Origin of the sequence: Chthonomonas sp., assembly GCA_016788115.1 — a bacterium.
GTDB lineage: Bacteria > Armatimonadota > Fimbriimonadia > Fimbriimonadales > Fimbriimonadaceae > UBA2391.
The window spans coordinates 79340-95308 of the sequence record JAEURR010000007.1; the positions used below are offsets into that span (position 1 = coordinate 79340).

Consider the following 15969-nt stretch of genomic DNA (forward strand, 5'->3'; position numbering starts at 1 on the left):
GATTTTGGAGCTCGACAAAGCAACGATTCAGTTCGGCGGGCTGATCGCCGTCAACCAAGTTTCGTTCACGGTGAACAAGGGCGACCTGTTCGGCCTCATCGGCCCGAACGGCGCGGGAAAGACCACTTGCTTTAATCTGGTGACCGGGGTCTACCGTCCGACTTCCGGAGTCATCCGGTTTCAGGGGCGAGAGATCGCCGGCGACAGCCCCGACAAGATCTGCTCCAAGGGGATCGCACGCACATTCCAGAACATCCGCCTCTTCAGCACGTTGTCGGTCCTGGAGAACGTCGTCGTAGGGAGTTTCCTGCGCCACAAGTCGTCCTTGGCGAGCGCGTTTCTCCACATGCCAAGTGCGATCCACGAAACCAAGGAGCTTCGCGCCGAAGCGATGCGGCTCTTGGAGATCGTCGAACTCGCAGACGATGCGAACAAGCGGGGAGTGGATCTACCGTATGGCAAGCAACGGCGACTGGAAATCGCGCGAGCCATGGCGACACAGCCTTCGCTGCTGCTGCTGGACGAACCCGCGGCAGGGATGAATCCGCAGGAATCCGAGGATCTCATGCGCACCGTCCGCCGAATCCGCGACGAGTTTGACAAGACGGTGCTACTCATCGAGCACGACATGAAGTTTGTGATGAACTTGTGCGAACGGATTGTAGTGCTTGATCACGGCGAGGAGATCGCGCAGGGTCCACCCGACTTGGTTCGAAGCAACCCGAAAGTCGTCGAAGCCTACTTGGGCGAACCCGTCTAGGGCAAGCTCGCCTTGACCTCGTCTGGGAACTCGTCAGGCTCAAGCCACTCTCGCCCCATCGGGTCTAGGAGCGTCGCAACCGCCCTCAAGGCGTACCGCTCGGTGAGCGGCATGGTCAAGGTTATCCGCTGTGCGGGCTGGATGCGGTAGCGTCCCGTCGCTTCGCGTTTGGCGATGATCTCCCACGGTACCGCGCCTTGCACATTGCCTTCAGGCAGGAACCGCCAGGTCCTCTCGATCTCAAGACGCAGGGCTGCGCCCGAAGGGATCGATTCGGGGACGAGGAACGTTGGTTCCCCACCCACCTCGGCGAAGGGTGCCTCTCGCCCACGAATCCAGCCTGGGACTCCGTAAACGAGCGTGTTCAGGGTGCGCCAAGCCTCGGGACCCAGCATGCGCGCTGGGAGCGGCGCGCCGGCGATCAATTGGTTACGCTGGCTAGCTGTGAGCGCACCGAGGGTCGCCAACACACCACGCTCCAGTGCCAGCGCGGGCAAGCCTTGCCAGCCCGGGTGGGCCAGGCTAAGCTCAACCGTCAGCATCTCTTCGCTCTCGCCTCGTTCCAAGCGGTAAAGGGCGCTGGCCCAGTCGTTCAGATCGCTCTTCCCCGCAGCAATCCCGGTCTTCAACCTTTGCATCAGCGAGCGGTCGAAGTTGGCACTACGCCCCAGCACGTGACCGTACTGGCCGACGTCACGCGAGGCGAACGCGTTCGTCGGACGCGTGAGGAGCAGCACACTCGTTGCGAAGTCGTCCCCAAGGGCGAACACGCCGGTGTCGATCACATTGTCGCGGACTTGATCAAACAGTGGACCCAAGCGCTGCGTTACGGGGTCGCCTTCTAGCGGTGCGCTGGGTTCGACGATTGCGAAGGGTTGGGTGAGCGACCTCTGCGCCCGTTCTGCGAACGCGACCATAACCGGGGACACCTCCTCGCGCACGAGAAAGGTCGTGCTAAGAAACTCCTCGGACGTTTCGGACCAGATCTCTTTCGAATCAGGAACCGAGGCGCGCGCGCGCTGCTCAAAGCTCGGGATGGAGAGTGTGAATTTCGGTTCAGAACCCAACTCGCGGGTCAGAATTACGATTGGGTCGGGGATCACATCTTCCAGGATCGGGTCCAGGAGGGGCGGTGCGCCCAAGTCGGCGAGTGCCTTTGCCACCGAGTCGTTGAAAGCCATGGACTCCGAGTTGTACTTGTCCAACGCCTCCTGGAATCCGGCCGGAAAAAGCCGTTGCGCTTTGTTTGGCAGGGCCGCGAAGACTGCTCGCTCGCCCGGCAACATAGGCGCGGCTTCCTTCGGATCGATGAGCTTCGCCAGCCTTTCGCGAAGCCGGACCAGCGGATCGAAGGCCGCGATCTTCTCGGCGTTGCGAGCAGTGAGCCGATCGAGGCTAGTGACCTGAGCTTGGGCAAGCATCTGGCGAACTCGCTCAGCGAGCGCGTCGCGAGTGCCCATCGGCGGTAGCTCTTCCTCTGCTGCGTCCGGAAGTCTCTTGGGGTTCGGCACCAGTTTGCGTGCACCCCCTGTGCCAGGCGCCCACCGGGCATCGAATGCAAGCGCGATGCTCTCAAGAAACTTGTCTTGATCCGCATCACGCGCAACGAGGTATCCGAGCCGACTCCCAAGCGACGCATCGAGGGTGAGCCGCAACCCAGTCGCCTGCGCCAACCTCGGCATCGTCATCGAGAGCGTCTCGACTCGACCGTCAAGCTGAAGACCTTCAGCGCGCATCAGCAGCGCAAGGAGCAGCGCCGTCATCGCTCTCCTCCCACCGACCGCAGTTGAAGCTCATGTGCGGCGTAGTCGGTTGCCAACCAGGTCGCCGTCCCCATGAGGAGCACCAACGCAAGAGGAGTCCAAACCCGCATCGACCGCGGAATCCAGCGGAGCAGTCCAACCGACAAGCCGATCGCGATGGCCGCAATGGCGGGATAGAGGTACCGCCCTTGCGCCTGGAAGTAGGTCAAGTTGAACTGGAGGAAGAGGAGGCACACGAGCCCCACGAGCGTGGCGGCGAGGATGTGGAACTTGCGCTCGGTAGGTTCAAACTCTTCCTTGGCGCGACGGATCGTGAGAAGCCATCCCAAGGCGCAAAGGCCCAACAGTCCAAGCGCGACACGATAAACGGTCGCAGAAAAGAAGACGTCCATTTGACCAAAGGCTCCGACAAAACTGCGCCCCGTCCACCACCCAAACCAGTTCACCCAGTAGTCCGCCGCGGCACCGCTCGGAGCCAAGCCGTTCGCCTCGCGCATCATCGCCACCATCTGCATCATGTCCTTGCGCTGAGCGGTCCCTACGAACGCCTCTTTGAAGGCCCGCATGGCGAGCGGGTCCGAGTACAGCGTCATATTGCGCATCCAGACCGGTGACGCAATGAGGAGCGGCAAGCCCAAAACGAGTGCCGTAACCCATCTCGGCTGCAAGCTCTCTCGGGTCTGCCAGCATAAAATGAGCGCGACCGGCAGAAGCACCAGCGCGGTGGTTTTCGTGATGAGGCTCAGTCCCATCACCAATCCCAATGCGAGCGCAAGCTTCACGGTCCAACCCTCCCTCAAGACTCGCGCCATGAGCGCAAGCGACCACGTACAGCCCAGGATTAGAAGTGGATCGTTGCTGACTGCCGAGTGCAGAGCCACAAACATAGGCATAAGGCCCGCCAGGGCGGCGGCCGTCAGCGCCGAGGTCTCGCTCCCGGTTCCCCACCGGGCCGCTGAGTAGATGCCCACCAAGGTCAGGAGTCCCAACAGCGTATTGAAGAGGCGCAGGCGAAAGCCGTCAGCTTGGGTCTGAGGGTCCAAGCCAAGCGCTTGGCTCCACCCCGCAGCGAGGATGTAGTACAGCGGTGGCTGGTGCGACTGGTAGGTCTCGTACAGATCGGACGATCCCGGACGAAAGACGGGCAGCGAGCGCTCCTTTAGCACCGTCGCAACGTAGTTTGCATGCTGACGTTCGTCAGGCGCACCGACATCTTGGGTCGTCGCCCGGCTCCCGTCCGCCTGCCGCTGAAGATGCAGCTCACCGGCCGTGCGGTACGGTGTGGCCGCGTTCATTCGAACGGCCGAGATCGCAAAAACGACCAGGATCAGTGCGAGGATCCAACGTCCGGGCATAACGCGATTATGAGCGAGCGGCATAGATTGTTGAAGACAAGTGGCTCGGTACGCGTACAATAGAGTCAACGACTCCTATTTACAACAGGGTGAACTTATGAAGAAGCTATTGTCTCTAGCCGTGTTTGTGGGTGTGAGCGCCTTCGCGCTCGCCCAAACGAACCCGCTCACTACTTTCATGAAGAAGATGAGCTCAGCAGAAGGTCTGAAGACCAGTTACACGGTAACGGGTCTTGATGGCGTGGCCGCGAACTACACGATCACGCTTGGCCGACCGGGCAGCGCTCGGATCGACGGACCGCAGAAGTTGATCGTGGCCGACGGCACCAACATCACTGTCCTCGTCAAGAGCCTGAAGAAGTACTACACCAAGCCGCAGACCAAGGCCGAACTCGCGAAGCAGTTTGCGGATCCGGCGGTGATGCTGTGGTCAGGCTTCTTTGACGCAGGCATGGCGAGCAAGTTGACGACTAGTCGACTGCCCGACGCCAACCGAAACGGAGTCAAGCTCCAGGCGGTCAAGGTCGTCGTTGACTCAAGCAAGGGTTCGACCATCACCGCCTTCTTCGATCCGAAGAGTGGCGATCTGAAACAAGCGGTTCTGGAAAAGGGCGCTGGCAAGAGCGCACAAGTGCTCGACATCACCACGTTGGCTTTGGGCCCGTCTGATCCTGCCACCTTTGCATTCAAGGCCCCCGTCGGGACCGAAGAAGTGAAGGAAGCCGACTTGATCACGCAGAAGTGGATCGAGAGTCTGGACGAAGCGCTCGCCCTGGCAAGCCAGACCAATCGTCCGATCCTCGTGGACTTCTATGCCACCTGGTGTGGCCCCTGCAAGATGCTTGAGGCGAACGTGTTCACGACTGAGAAGTTCAAGAACTTCTCAGCCAACATGGTCCTGTGCCGAATCGACGTTGATCTTCAGCCGCAAATCGCGCAAAAGTTCATGATCGAAGCGATGCCAACTACGATTCTGCTCAGCAGCTCGGGCGCAGAGCTGGGACGATTCGTTGGATACGTCGAGGTTGACGAGTATCTCTCGAACCTCAAGGGCTTCATCGGAAACTAATCCTCGCCGACGCACGCCCCCTGGACCCATCTCGGTCCCGGGGGCGTTTTTTGTCACGATCTTCTGGCGATTGAGCCTGGAGTTATCCACATTTGATGCCAATGCGAAGGTAAGATGAACGACCGACCTTCGTCCGACCCACGGACTTGGAGAACCAGTTTTGGGAAGTTCTGCCACGACGCCAAAAAGCACTAAGAAGTCCTTCAAACCATCCACGGCCGCTCAGCGGCCGCGAGACCTTTTGACCCGCGAGGAGCAGCTTGAGATCCTCGACCAGTTGTTCTTGGCGCGTTACTTCGACGTCCGACTGGTCAAAGAGAAGCGACGCGGGCGTCTCACCGGCACCCTGTATAGCTCTCACAACCAAGAGGCGATCCTCGTCGGTTCCCTCTTCGGCTTGCGTCCAGACGACTGGATCAGCCCGATCCACCGCGACATGCCAGCCTTCTTCATGAAGGACCTCCGCGCCGGTTGGGACAACGACGACCGCATGGGTCTGACGATCGAGCAGCTCTGCTCCCAGGTCTGGTGCAAGGCAGACTCGCCGGGTCGCGCACGGGACAACTGGAGCCACATCGGCAGTAAGGCCAAGCGCATTATTCACTCGACATCGATGCTTGCTGGGACCATCCCTGCCGCCGCGGGAGTCGCCTATGCCGACAAGCTGAACGGGGGAGACTCCGTCGTCCTGACTTACAATGGCGAAGGCTCAACGGCTCAGGGCGTCTTCCATGAGGCGATCAACTTCGCCGCGGTACACCGCCTGCCCGTCATCACGATCATCGAGAACAATCAGTGGGCTTATGGCACACCGACCCACTTGGAGTACTCGCTTGAAGACTTTGCTCGCCGCGCGGACGGTTACGGAATCCCGGGCCTGATCGCTGACGGGCAGGACGTCTTTGACGTCTACGACAAGGTGATGCAGGCGGTTGAATGGGCTCGCGCAGGCAACGGTCCCAGCATCATCGAATGCAAGACGTTCCGCAGCTACGGGCACGGAGACCATGACGACGACCGCGCCGCACGGTATCGACCGACTGCAGAAGTCGAGCGTGGACGTAGCCGAGATCCCATCGCCTTGTGCAAGCAGGCGCTCCTCGAGCGCGGATACCTCAGTCCCGACCAGGCCAACCAGTACAAGGCCGAGGGCAAGGGTGCGGCCGAAGCCTCTGACGAGGACTTCCCTCCGCGCGTCGTCGAATATCTGAAGCGAGGCGTCCAGTTCGCCATCAACTCGCCACTACCCCCCGCCGAAGAAGGCGCGATGTGGGTGTTCCGGGAGTAGTCCAATTTTCATGAGTACCGTCGCCTCAACCAAGAAGAACTATTTGACTGCCATCAAGGAAGCCATTGCCGAAGAGATGGCTCAGAACCCGGACATGGTTTGTCTGGGTGAAGATATCGGCATCCTCGGGGGCGCATTTGGCGTGACCGATGGCCTGTCCGAAAAGTTTGGCCCCCAGCGGGTCATCGACATGCCTATCAGCGAAGCGTGTATCGTCGGCGCGAGTGTCGGCATGGCGCTGAACGACAAGACCGTCATGGCCGAGATGCAGTTCATCGACTTCATCTCTTGCGGATTTGACCAAATCGTCAACATGATGGCGACGTACCACTACCGGACCGCTGGCGAAGTAGCCCTGAATGTCACCCTCCGCGGGCCTGCTGGCGGGTACGGAGGCGGAGCGCTGTACCACAGCCAGATGAACGAGTCGTGGTTCTGCCACTCGCCTGGGCTCAAGGTCGTCTGCCCGTGCACTCCGTACGACGCAAAGGGACTCATGAAGGCGGCCCTGCGCGACCCCAACCCCGTGTTGTTCTTCGAGATCAAGCAGCTCTATCGCTGGAAGGACATCGAAGAGGAATTGCCTGAAGAAGATTACATTGTGCCGATTGGCAAAGCACGCATCGCGCGACCTGGCAAGGATCTGACCATGATCACTTATGGCCAAAACGTCTACCACTGCCTCGAAGCGTGCGATCGACTCTTCGATATGGGATACGACGTCGAGATCATCGACCTGCGGTCGCTCGTACCGCTCGATGAAGAGGCGATCGTCGAATCGGTCCGCAAGACCAACCGCGTCATGGTGGTAAACGAAGCGCCTAAGACCTGCGGTTACGCGGGCGAAGTCGTCGCACGGGTCAATGAGCTCGCGTTCGAGCATCTGGATGCTCCGGCGTTGCGCGTCACGCGCATGGACACTCCGGTTCCCTGGGCCAAGCCGTTGGAGTCGCACGTGCTCCCGTCGGTGGATGACATCACCCAGACGGCGCTTCGACTACTGACGTTCTAACTCGCTTTCTTCGTCGCCGAAAGCACCTGGTACACATACGCAAGAATTTCGGCGACGGCTGCGAATTGATCTCGCGGCACGAAGTCACCGACCTCGCATTGCTTGTAGAGGGCGCGTGCCAGAGGCGGGTTCGGAACGATCGGGATACGGTGTTCTTTCGCCATCTCTCGGATCCGCAGAGCGAGGTAGTCCTGTCCCTTGGCGACCACCATTGGCGCGTGCATCTCGCTCCGGTTGTACTTGATGGCAACGGAGAAGTGGGTCGGGTTGGTGACGATGACGTCCGCAGTCCTAATCTTGTCCGCCATACGACCTTTGGTGAGTTTACGAGCGCGGCGCATCCGCTCGCCTTTAAGTTCAGGCGAACCCTCCTGCTCTTTCATCTCACGTCGAAGTTCGTCTTTTGTCATCTTGAGTTGCTTCTCGATCTGCTTCCGCTGGAAGCCGTAGTCGATGAACCCAATAACAAGCCAGATCAGCGCAACCCGCATAAGAATCGTGTGCGCGATGTGCCCGACGATGGTTGCAGACTCCGCCGCGCTTAGATAGCCGAGCGACGCGACAAGATTCCAATTGGCGGCGATGACCGAGAATGCGACAAACCCGAACAACAACCCCTTCGCGAGCGCCTTGATCCCTTCGAAAACGGACCGGAAGGAGAGCAGCCGTTTGAACCCTTCGAGCGGGTTGAGCTTGGCGAGCGACGGTTGGAGCGACTCTGCACTCAGCACAAAGCCAACTTGAGCAAAGCTCGCGCCGAGGCCAGCGACCATGGCCACTCCGACGATCATGAGGAAAGCGAGCATGCCGGGCCGGGCAATCGTCCAAACCGAGTCCATAAGGGAGGCGTTGCTGAACTCGGTGGGGACGATGGTCATGCCCCGTTGAAAGGCGAGCAAGAGTCCGCTTGAGAGCTGACCCGCGGCGCTCGGGATCGCGAGCCCGACCGCCAACAGGACAATCGCGCCCGTAAGGTCGGTGCTCTTGGCGACGGTTCCCTTCCGACGCGCGTCCATGCGGCGCTTCGGTGTCGGGTCCTCAGTCTTTTCTCCGGAGTCACTTGACGCCATGTGCAGGGCCTCCGGTTCTGGTCATGTTTGAAAGTGCGTCGAAGCTGTGCTCGAGCCCCGCAGTGACGCCCGAGACCAGGATCGGCAGCGAAATGGTCACGGCCATGACGCCCATGAGAATCTTGCCCGGCATGGCAACCATGTAGACCTGCATCTGAGGCACCGACTTGTTGACAATGCCCGCGGCAATATCGACAAGCAAGGCAACGGCTCCCGCAGGCGCAGCGATCTGGATCGCAAGAAGACACATCTTTCCGAGCAGCTGCACCAAGCCAAACTCGGCCATCGACACCACCGGTGATGCGGTGAGCTGGTAGCTCTGCACGAACGCACCGAGCATCATGTGGTGCCCGTCGAGGAGAAGGATGAGGACCAGCGAGAGCCACATCTTGAGGCTTCCAAACAGCGTCGTGTGCGAGCCCGCGAGGGGGTTGAACAGCTGCATCGAGGCCATGCCGATCTGGATATCAAGCAGCGATCCGGCCATCTGCGCGGCGTAAACAACCATTTGCAGGCACATCCCGATCAGGATGCCGATGGCTACCTCATTGAGGATCAGTGGCAGAAAGTCACCCAGGTTTTTGATGTCGGCCTGGATGTACGGGCTCAGAACGGGGTTAAGTGCAAAGGCGATGGCGGCGCAAAGCAGAACGCGCACCTGCACGGGTGTTGTGTTGCCAAAGAGGGGCGACGCGAGCAAGCAAGCCGATATTCGGACGAAGATCAGAAAGAGGCTGACAAGGCTGGCGGCCCCAAGGGTCAACGCATCACCTGTGCAGCGTGCTGGAAGCAGAAGCGTGTGAACGCCACAAGCGTGCTCATCATCCAACTGCCGAAGAGAACCACCATGATTCCCGCGCCAATGAGCTTGGGCACGTAGGTCAAGGTCATTTCTTGGACCTGCGTCACCGCCTGAAAGACGCTTACCAACAGACCAATGAAGAGCGCCATCGCGAGGATGGGCATGCCCACCATCACGGCGACCGTGAGTCCTTGTCTGGTCAAATCAAGTACGGATGTCTCGTTCATGGTTATGCGTACCCGGAGAGAATGGTGCTAACGAGGAGTGACCAACCGTCAGCGAGGATGAAAACGAGGATCTTGGCCGGTAGGGCCACGACTGAGGGCGGCATCATCATCATGCCGAGGCTCATGAGGATGCTCGCGACCACAAGGTCGATGATCACAAACGGCACCAGGATGTAGAAGCCCACAACGAACGCAGTCTTAAGCTCGCTGATGATGAAGGCGGGAATGAGGGCGGTAAGCGAAACGGTTTCGGGGGTCGCCTTCTCATTTCGAAGGTTCAAGAACAAGTTCAGGTCCTTGTCGTACGTGTTCTTGAGCATGAACTTTCTCAGCGGCTGTTGTCCCCGCTCAATTGCCTGGTCCATGGTGATCTGCTTCTTCAGATAAGGCTGGATCGCCTTCTGCTGGAGCTCGTCGTACGTCGGGGCCATGACGTAGAACGTGAGGAACAGTGAGAGCCCGATCAGCACCTGGTTTGGCGGAATGCTCGTCGTTCCGAGCGCAGTTCGCGTCAAGCTCATGATGATGACGATGCGGGTGAACGCCGTCGTCAGGATCATGATCGCTGGCGCAAGGCTCAGGATCGTGAGCAACGCCAGGATCTGCAGGCTTGAGCTGATCTGATCATCGCCCGGCTTGCCCGGAATGCCCAGATTAATGTTGGGCACCGAAAACTGGGTTGGGGCTTGAGCTGTCTGTGCAGTGGCGAATACCCCTAAAAGTACGAGGGTCGCGATCAGCACGAAGCGAAGGGGGTGGCGAAAGGGTGTCATCTCGGTTTAGCCAGTCAGCCGACGCAATCGGCTCAGCGCAGATTCAATTTGGTCGCGATTGAGGTCGCGAAAAGCGGCAGGCGCGGCAGCGCGTGAGGTGGCGAAATCGGCTTCGTCGTCGTCCTCATAGGGCGTGTGCACGACGGCGGATAGAAGTGTCGGGCTCTTCTCCTGCGCCGCATCGACGAGTTCGAAGAAGGCAGGCTCGGGCGAAGGAGCTGGCGCACTTGCCACGGTGGGCTGCGCAACAGGTGCCGGAGACTCGGTGAGGTCGGCCAGGCACGAGACGCCCTGCTGCGTGCATGAGAGCAACAGCGTGCGCGACTTTGCTTGCACGATGTACAGCGTGCCAGCGGCAAACGACGCGGTCTCTTCAATACGAATGGAGCTGCCGAGGCGCGCGTTCATCCGCTTGTTCATGAGCGGCATCAACCGCGGCAACGCAAACTTTAGCAGACCGATGACCACACCAACCGCAAGTAACATCTGCAGGATCGGCATCATCCCTGGGCCCGTCGAGAACGATTTCGTCTCGGGGAGTACGAGGTCCTTCTTGGTTCCGAACTCAGTCTGCGCCAAGGCCAGAGCCGAGAAGCTCATGCCGAGGACGATGAGCGTGACCCGCGAGATCATCCGAGAACGGATTTTCTCGGCGCGACGCCGCACGAGTCCATCAAGCTTGAACCAAGATCGGAGTGTCATTAGGCGGCATCCTGAAGGCGACTGAGTCGCTCTTGCGGACTCAAGATTTCGGTGACGCGAACGCCAAAGTTATCTTCGATGACGACGACTTCTCCACGGGCCACGAGGCGTCCGTTCACGAAGACGTCTACCGGCTCACCGGCGGCCTTGTCGATCTCAATGATGCTGCCCGAACCCAAGTCGACCACGTCCTTGACCATCATGCGAACCCGACCGAGCTCAACGCTGATCTCGAGCGGGATGTCCATGAGAATCTCTAGGCTGCCGGTTTCATCAGGAAGCGCATTGATTTCCGCCGTCTTGGCGTCTTCCACAGCGGTCGCCAGAGAGGTCCCCTCGGCATTGACCATCACGCCGGCGATCGAGCTCGCGGTTTCTCCATCGATGATCCACGTAAGCGAGCCGTTCACCACATTGCTGGTGATCGCGATGCTCGTGCGCATAACCGATTCGGCCTTCTGCAGGCTCGGCGGGAAGTTGAAAATTTGGTATCGGACCGTCAGGCCGAGCGCGACCAGCGGCTCGTTCTTGATGTTTCCGACGGCAAGGCAAAGACCCTGAACGATGGCGTCGATGAGGGGGCGGGCATCGGCAACCAAGTTCTCGTCAATGGCCGTGATCTCGATCGGATCGACCTTCTTCGCCATGGCGGCGAGGTCTGCGAACGTCTCCTGAGTCATCAAGATGACCTGCTGGTTGTCCGGCTGGTCTGCCAGCGCAAACTGGATGATCAGCTTCGGGCTCGCCATCTCCGAGAACAGGTCGTTCGTCGTGGTGACGTCCGGCAACGGCGAACCAAAGGTCAGAGTGTCGCCAATCGCCTCGCTACAGGTGATCGAGACGGTCTGCCAGATCTGGTTCTGGACGTTGCTAAACTTTGTCAGTACTTCTTCAGAGATCTTAGGCATGGCTTATAGGTTCTCGATGGTGTCGGTTACAGTGAAAATCATTTGCTTGCCCCGGTGCGATGGGCTCACGGTGAACTTGGGATTCTTCTGAATCCGCATAATCAGGTCTTCGTCCTTCTTCTGGTCCAGGGAGACGACATCGCCGACTTTGAGTTCGAGCATGTCGCGCATGGAAATCTTCGCTTTGCCGAGTTCGACGGCGCAGTCGATCGGAGCCTGGCGGGTGTGGTAGGCCAGCAGCTTGCGAGAAATACCCGCGTTCTTGCGGCTATTGTTCACGAACCACTTCTGCGCGCTGAGCTTCGCGGTGATTGGCTTGAGAACCAGATAGGGCACGCAGATGCTCATGGCACCCCGCGAGTTACCGATCTTGACCTCAAACAGGATGGTGACGACGATGTCGTTGGGGGGCGAAATCTGGACGAACTGTGCGCTCGTCTCCATGGTCTCAATGCCGGGGTTCAGGATGACGATCCCTTCCCATGCGGTCTTGAGAGCAGAGAACATCCGCTCGATCATCTGGCGCACGAGCGGTTTCTCGATATCCGAGAGGTTCGTCCGGTGAATGCTTCGACCGGGTCCACCGAGCAGACGATCGACCATGGTGAAGATGAGTTGGAACTCCAGCTCCAGCACCGCCTGGCCGCTGAGCGGGGGGAGCGACATGACGGTGAAGACGGAGGTGTTGATGCTGCGGAGGTACTCCTCGTAAGGCACCTGCTCTAGAGAGATCAAGTCGATGGAGACCGGACTGCGGAGGTAGGCACTGAGCCCCGTCGCGGCGACACGGGCAAAGGTCTCGTGCAGCATCTGCATGGTGCGGAGCTGATCCTTGCTGAACTTGTCCGGTCGTCGAAAATCGTACAGCTCGTAGGCCACGGCACTCTTAGAGCCGGTGCCCGCGACGTTTACAAGGTTGTCGAGGTTGGCGAACACCTTGTTCGGGTCAGATGAGGACGCGCCGGCAGTAGGGCCTGAGGCATCTCCCTTCCCTTCCTCATCGGTCAATGAGTTTAGGAGGGCTTCGATTTCAGACTGCGACAGAATATTGGACACGTGCTACACCAAACTTTCGGGCCCATGTGGGGCTGTCAGTTCGGTTATTGGAGATTCGGCCTCGTTCTATAGGGTTGCGCGTACAAATCCTAAAGTGGTGTGAGAGAATCGGGGGATGGTTCTGCTCCAAGAAGCCTTAGAGTTTATGGTGGCCGCGCACCGAGGCCAACTCCGCGAGGGCACTTCGGCGCTGCCCTACTGTATGCACCCCATGGACGTCGTGCACAAGCTCCGTGTCGTCGGCGAGGTCACAGACGAAAGCCTCTTGTGCGCGGCCGCGCTGCACGACCTGCTGGAAGAGACTCCCGTGACGGTAGAAACCCTCCAGGCGAAGTTCCCGGCTCGGATTGTGGATCTCGTCGTGAATCTCACCCGAGACGAGCCGACGGCCGCGCAGATCAGAGGGATGGATGCAGAGACGGTGTGGCGACTCAGGGCAGACATGCTCATAGCGGAGGTCGCGGCGATGCCGGCGGATGCCCAGGTCATTAAGCTTGCCGACCGGCTCTCGAACGTCGAAGAAGCGTGGCGGACACGCTCAAAAAAGAAGCTAGAGCGCTATCTGTGGCAAACCCGCCGGTTGCTCGATGTTATTCCAGAGCAGCGGAATGTCGGGCTGTGGCGCGCGGTCCAGGCCCTCAGCGATCGCTGAGTCGCTCGCGGCTGCCCCGCTTCACATCGAACTTCGTGAGCTCGGGGAACTTGACGCCTTTCTTCTTGTCTCGGTCGATCCACTTCTGAATATTCGTGATCCGGTTCTTATCGCTCGGGTGGGTGCTCATCCACTCCGGCGGCTTGCTCCCGCCCTGCTTGGCAAGGAGCTCAAATAGCTTCACCATCCCTTCGGGGTTGTAGCCCGCGCGGACCATGAGCTTATATCCGCCTTCGTCGGCGCGGTTCTCGCTCCTTCGGCTGAACTTGGAGCCGAAGACGACGTCGTTGGTGATGCTTGCGACGTTGACCACTTGCTGATTCGCATTCAGAATTGTGAGGAGTGCGGCGAGGCCGATGCCCCGGCGCTGTGCAGCCGCGTAGTCGCTGGCGAAGTGCTCCTCGCGCGCGTGGGTGAGTTCATGGGCCATCACGCCCGCGAGTTCGTCCTCCGTGGTCAGCTTTTCCAGCAACCCGGTGTAGATAAAGGTCGGCCCGCCAGGCAAAGCGAAGGCATTCACCTCTTTGCTCTCCACAACTTCGAAGGTGTAGGTGAACGGCTTGGGATTCTTTTCCTTTGAGTCGTCCTGCAGATACAGAGCGCGGAGCTTCTCGCCGACAAAGCTCACGTACATCGAGCGGGGATCGGTCGCAGGCAGGACTTTCTCCGTCTTCCGGACCTCACCAGCGGCGCGCTGACCAAGTTCCGCCTGCTCCTTCGCAGAGATCTTGAACGGATCGGCAGTGGCCGAGACCGCAGCAGAGGCCAGAACTAGTGCGAGGATGGGGATCTTTGTCTTCATAGCTACCTTCGGATTTGACGACGGTCTCAGCGTACTCGTTCCGGCGGAGTGAACTCAAGAACGAACAAAACCCCGCAATTTTTCGGTGTGCCCGCACCTTTCTGATCGGGAAGGTCTAAAGCGAAGGGGCCATGGCTCCGACATCTCCAATGGGAAGGTTTGCAGAAAAACTATGAAGCGCTCTCGAAACAAAAAGGGCTTTACGCTCGTTGAAATCATGATCGTCGTTTTGATCATTGGCATCCTGCTTGCGATCGCCGTGCCGAACTTTGTTCGAGCTCGAGAGCGAAGCCGGGCCAAGACCTGTATGGGCAACCTGAAGCAGATTGACTCCGGCAAGGAGCAGTACGCCATGGAGAACCGCCTCAATGAGGGTGACGCCGTTGACGGTGCCGACCTTTGGGGTGACGGTTCGACTCCGGGTGACTACATCAAGGCCGAGCCGCTTTGCCCGTCGGGTGGTACCTACGATGTCGCCGCAGTTGGAACGGATCCGACTTGCAGCATCGGTGGCGACCACGCCCTCAACATCCCCTAAACTACTAGGGCAAACCACTTAGAAAGGTCGTCGCGGAAACGCGACGACCTTTCTCTTGCATTTGTACTAGTTTCGCACTGACCCTTGTAGAAATTTGCTCTGCTGAGGAATAAGCGAAGAGGAACGAAGCCGCTATGAAACAGCACCGAAAACAAAAGGGGTTCTCCCTAATAGAGGTTCTCTTCGCCGTCCTCATCACGGGGACGGTGGCTGCTATCCTCGCGGCAACACTGCCCATCGCGACGACCTCTCGCGAGCGTGCCGACCTGAACAATGCGGCAACAGGCATCGCGCAGAAACAGCTTGAGCGGGTGAAGGCGCTCGGGTATGCGAACTTGACCGCGGCGCAACTGCTCACGAACGGAGCGATCGACTCGGCAACGCCGGTTAGCACCAACAAGTATGCATTCACGAATGTGGATTCCAACCGAAGCGACAGCGCAGCCCAAGTTTTGCCCACCGGAAAGGCGTATATCACCATCCAGCAAGTCGACTTAGACTTGCGCCGCATCACCATCGAAGTCACTTACCGAGAGAGCGGCAAGACCCACTCGCTTGTACTCGGAACGCTGGTCGCGAACCTATGACAAACACGATGAAGCATCTGACTCGAAAGCGAACTAGGCGGCACGCCGGCGCGACGATGGTCGAAGTCGTCGTTGGCGCGGGCATCAGTACCGTGGTGCTGTTTGCCCTCATTGTTTCGTTGCTCACGGGAATGTCCCGATGGGCGGACGGAACCGGAAAGCTTACAAGTGAGATGGGCGTTCAATCGGGGATGAGAACCGTCACCCAGGAACTCCGGGAAGCGATGCAAGTGACCGTCGCATCGAACGGTCAGAGCCTTACTTATCGCCTACCGCAAATGACCAACGGCAGCTACGTTGTGCCTATCGTCTGGGATGGTGTCTCCCGCTCCATCGAATACAAGAGTGCGACCAAATCAGTCGTGATCAAGGAAGGCACCACCGAGCGCGTTGTGCTGAGGAATGTAGTGGTTCAGGAGCGCGCGCTCGACGGTCGTTCGAACAACTACCGGCTGTTCACCGCCGGCACAGGTTCAGTCACGCGCCAAGTCACGGTGATGTTCGTCGCTGAGAACTACGGATCGAGTTCGGTGAAGAAGTCTGCGCGGGCACGTGAAGAGGTCTTCTTGAGAAATGTCCCCACTACAACCCAGTAAGGAGTCACC

The 15969-nt window shown here is 59.2% G+C and carries 18 protein-coding genes; 8 read left to right on the forward strand and 10 right to left on the reverse strand.

The genetic code is table 11. The features are described from left to right. The first annotated feature begins 1 nt into the window (after position 1). Positions 2-760: an ABC transporter ATP-binding protein gene (locus JNM85_07885; protein MBL8087971.1), complete on the forward strand. Its 759-nt coding sequence runs from the start codon at positions 2-4 to the stop codon at positions 758-760. Here the strand turns inward: JNM85_07885 and JNM85_07890 are convergent. Both JNM85_07890 and JNM85_07895 read right to left on the reverse strand, forming a co-directional pair. Further along, positions 757-2523, reverse strand: coding sequence for a hypothetical protein (locus tag JNM85_07890; protein ID MBL8087972.1), 1767 nt, complete (start codon positions 2521-2523; stop codon positions 757-759). The two genes, JNM85_07885 and JNM85_07890, sit on opposite strands and share 4 nt — an antisense overlap. Next, on the reverse strand, positions 2520-3878 hold the full coding sequence (locus JNM85_07895; GenBank protein ID MBL8087973.1) for a glycosyltransferase family 39 protein: 1359 nt from the start codon (positions 3876-3878) through the stop codon (positions 2520-2522). Before JNM85_07895 ends, JNM85_07890 begins: the two co-directional genes overlap by 4 nt. A gap of 97 nt (positions 3879-3975) precedes the next feature. Between JNM85_07895 and JNM85_07900 the strand changes: the two genes are divergently transcribed. From JNM85_07900 to JNM85_07910, 3 genes are all read left to right on the forward strand, one after another. Then, positions 3976-4947 (forward strand): thioredoxin family protein, encoded by a 972-nt coding sequence (locus JNM85_07900; GenBank protein ID MBL8087974.1) that lies wholly within the window; start codon positions 3976-3978, stop codon positions 4945-4947. A 160-nt stretch (positions 4948-5107) separates the two neighbouring features. Further along, a complete protein-coding gene (locus JNM85_07905) occupies positions 5108-6235 on the forward strand; it encodes a thiamine pyrophosphate-dependent dehydrogenase E1 component subunit alpha (GenBank protein ID MBL8087975.1) in 1128 nt (375 codons plus the stop codon). 10 nt (positions 6236-6245) lie between these two features. After that, complete coding sequence (locus JNM85_07910; GenBank protein MBL8087976.1) at positions 6246-7247, forward strand: alpha-ketoacid dehydrogenase subunit beta; 1002 nt, start codon at positions 6246-6248, stop codon at positions 7245-7247. Here JNM85_07910 and flhB read toward each other — a convergent pair. The 7 genes from flhB to fliM form a co-directional block, all read right to left on the reverse strand. After that, entirely contained in the window at positions 7244-8317 is a 1074-nt protein-coding gene (flhB, locus tag JNM85_07915) for a flagellar biosynthesis protein FlhB (protein ID MBL8087977.1), read from the reverse strand. The two genes, JNM85_07910 and flhB, sit on opposite strands and share 4 nt — an antisense overlap. Next, positions 8304-9080 carry a flagellar biosynthetic protein FliR gene (locus JNM85_07920; protein MBL8087978.1) on the reverse strand — a complete coding sequence of 259 codons (777 nt, stop codon included), beginning with the start codon at positions 9078-9080 and terminating at the stop codon, positions 8304-8306. Before JNM85_07920 ends, flhB begins: the two co-directional genes overlap by 14 nt. Then, complete coding sequence (fliQ, locus tag JNM85_07925; GenBank protein MBL8087979.1) at positions 9077-9346, reverse strand: flagellar biosynthesis protein FliQ; 270 nt, start codon at positions 9344-9346, stop codon at positions 9077-9079. Before fliQ ends, JNM85_07920 begins: the two co-directional genes overlap by 4 nt. Positions 9347-9348: 2 nt before the next feature. Further along, complete coding sequence (gene fliP, locus JNM85_07930) at positions 9349-10014, reverse strand: flagellar type III secretion system pore protein FliP (GenBank protein MBL8087980.1); 666 nt, start codon at positions 10012-10014, stop codon at positions 9349-9351. 111 nt (positions 10015-10125) lie between these two features. Continuing rightward, positions 10126-10821 (reverse strand): flagellar biosynthetic protein FliO, encoded by a 696-nt coding sequence (locus JNM85_07935; protein ID MBL8087981.1) that lies wholly within the window; start codon positions 10819-10821, stop codon positions 10126-10128. Continuing rightward, the gene (gene fliN / locus JNM85_07940) at positions 10821-11729 is read right to left on the reverse strand and encodes a flagellar motor switch protein FliN (GenBank protein ID MBL8087982.1); all 909 of its coding nucleotides are present in this window, start codon (positions 11727-11729) and stop codon (positions 10821-10823) included. The genes JNM85_07935 and fliN overlap by 1 nt, the downstream gene beginning before the upstream one ends. A gap of 3 nt (positions 11730-11732) precedes the next feature. Further along, a complete protein-coding gene (fliM, locus tag JNM85_07945; protein ID MBL8087983.1) occupies positions 11733-12785 on the reverse strand; it encodes a flagellar motor switch protein FliM in 1053 nt (350 codons plus the stop codon). Positions 12786-12900: 115 nt separating this feature from the next. On the opposite strand from fliM, the gene JNM85_07950 reads away from it, so the two are divergent. Continuing rightward, positions 12901-13437, forward strand: coding sequence for an HD domain-containing protein (locus JNM85_07950; protein MBL8087984.1), 537 nt, complete (start codon positions 12901-12903; stop codon positions 13435-13437). Here JNM85_07950 and JNM85_07955 read toward each other — a convergent pair. Continuing rightward, positions 13424-14239 (reverse strand): M48 family metalloprotease, encoded by an 816-nt coding sequence (locus tag JNM85_07955; GenBank protein MBL8087985.1) that lies wholly within the window; start codon positions 14237-14239, stop codon positions 13424-13426. The genes JNM85_07950 and JNM85_07955 overlap by 14 nt on opposite strands. Positions 14240-14411: 172 nt before the next feature. Between JNM85_07955 and JNM85_07960 the strand changes: the two genes are divergently transcribed. The 3 genes from JNM85_07960 to JNM85_07970 all read left to right on the forward strand — a co-directional run bounded on the left by JNM85_07960 (position 14412) and on the right by JNM85_07970 (position 15960). After that, on the forward strand, positions 14412-14777 hold the full coding sequence (locus JNM85_07960; GenBank protein MBL8087986.1) for a prepilin-type N-terminal cleavage/methylation domain-containing protein: 366 nt from the start codon (positions 14412-14414) through the stop codon (positions 14775-14777). A gap of 134 nt (positions 14778-14911) precedes the next feature. After that, the gene (locus tag JNM85_07965; GenBank protein ID MBL8087987.1) at positions 14912-15364 is read left to right on the forward strand and encodes a type II secretion system protein; all 453 of its coding nucleotides are present in this window, start codon (positions 14912-14914) and stop codon (positions 15362-15364) included. 8 nt (positions 15365-15372) lie between these two features. Then, positions 15373-15960 (forward strand): hypothetical protein, encoded by a 588-nt coding sequence (locus JNM85_07970; protein ID MBL8087988.1) that lies wholly within the window; start codon positions 15373-15375, stop codon positions 15958-15960. Positions 15961-15969: the final 9 nt, after the last annotated feature.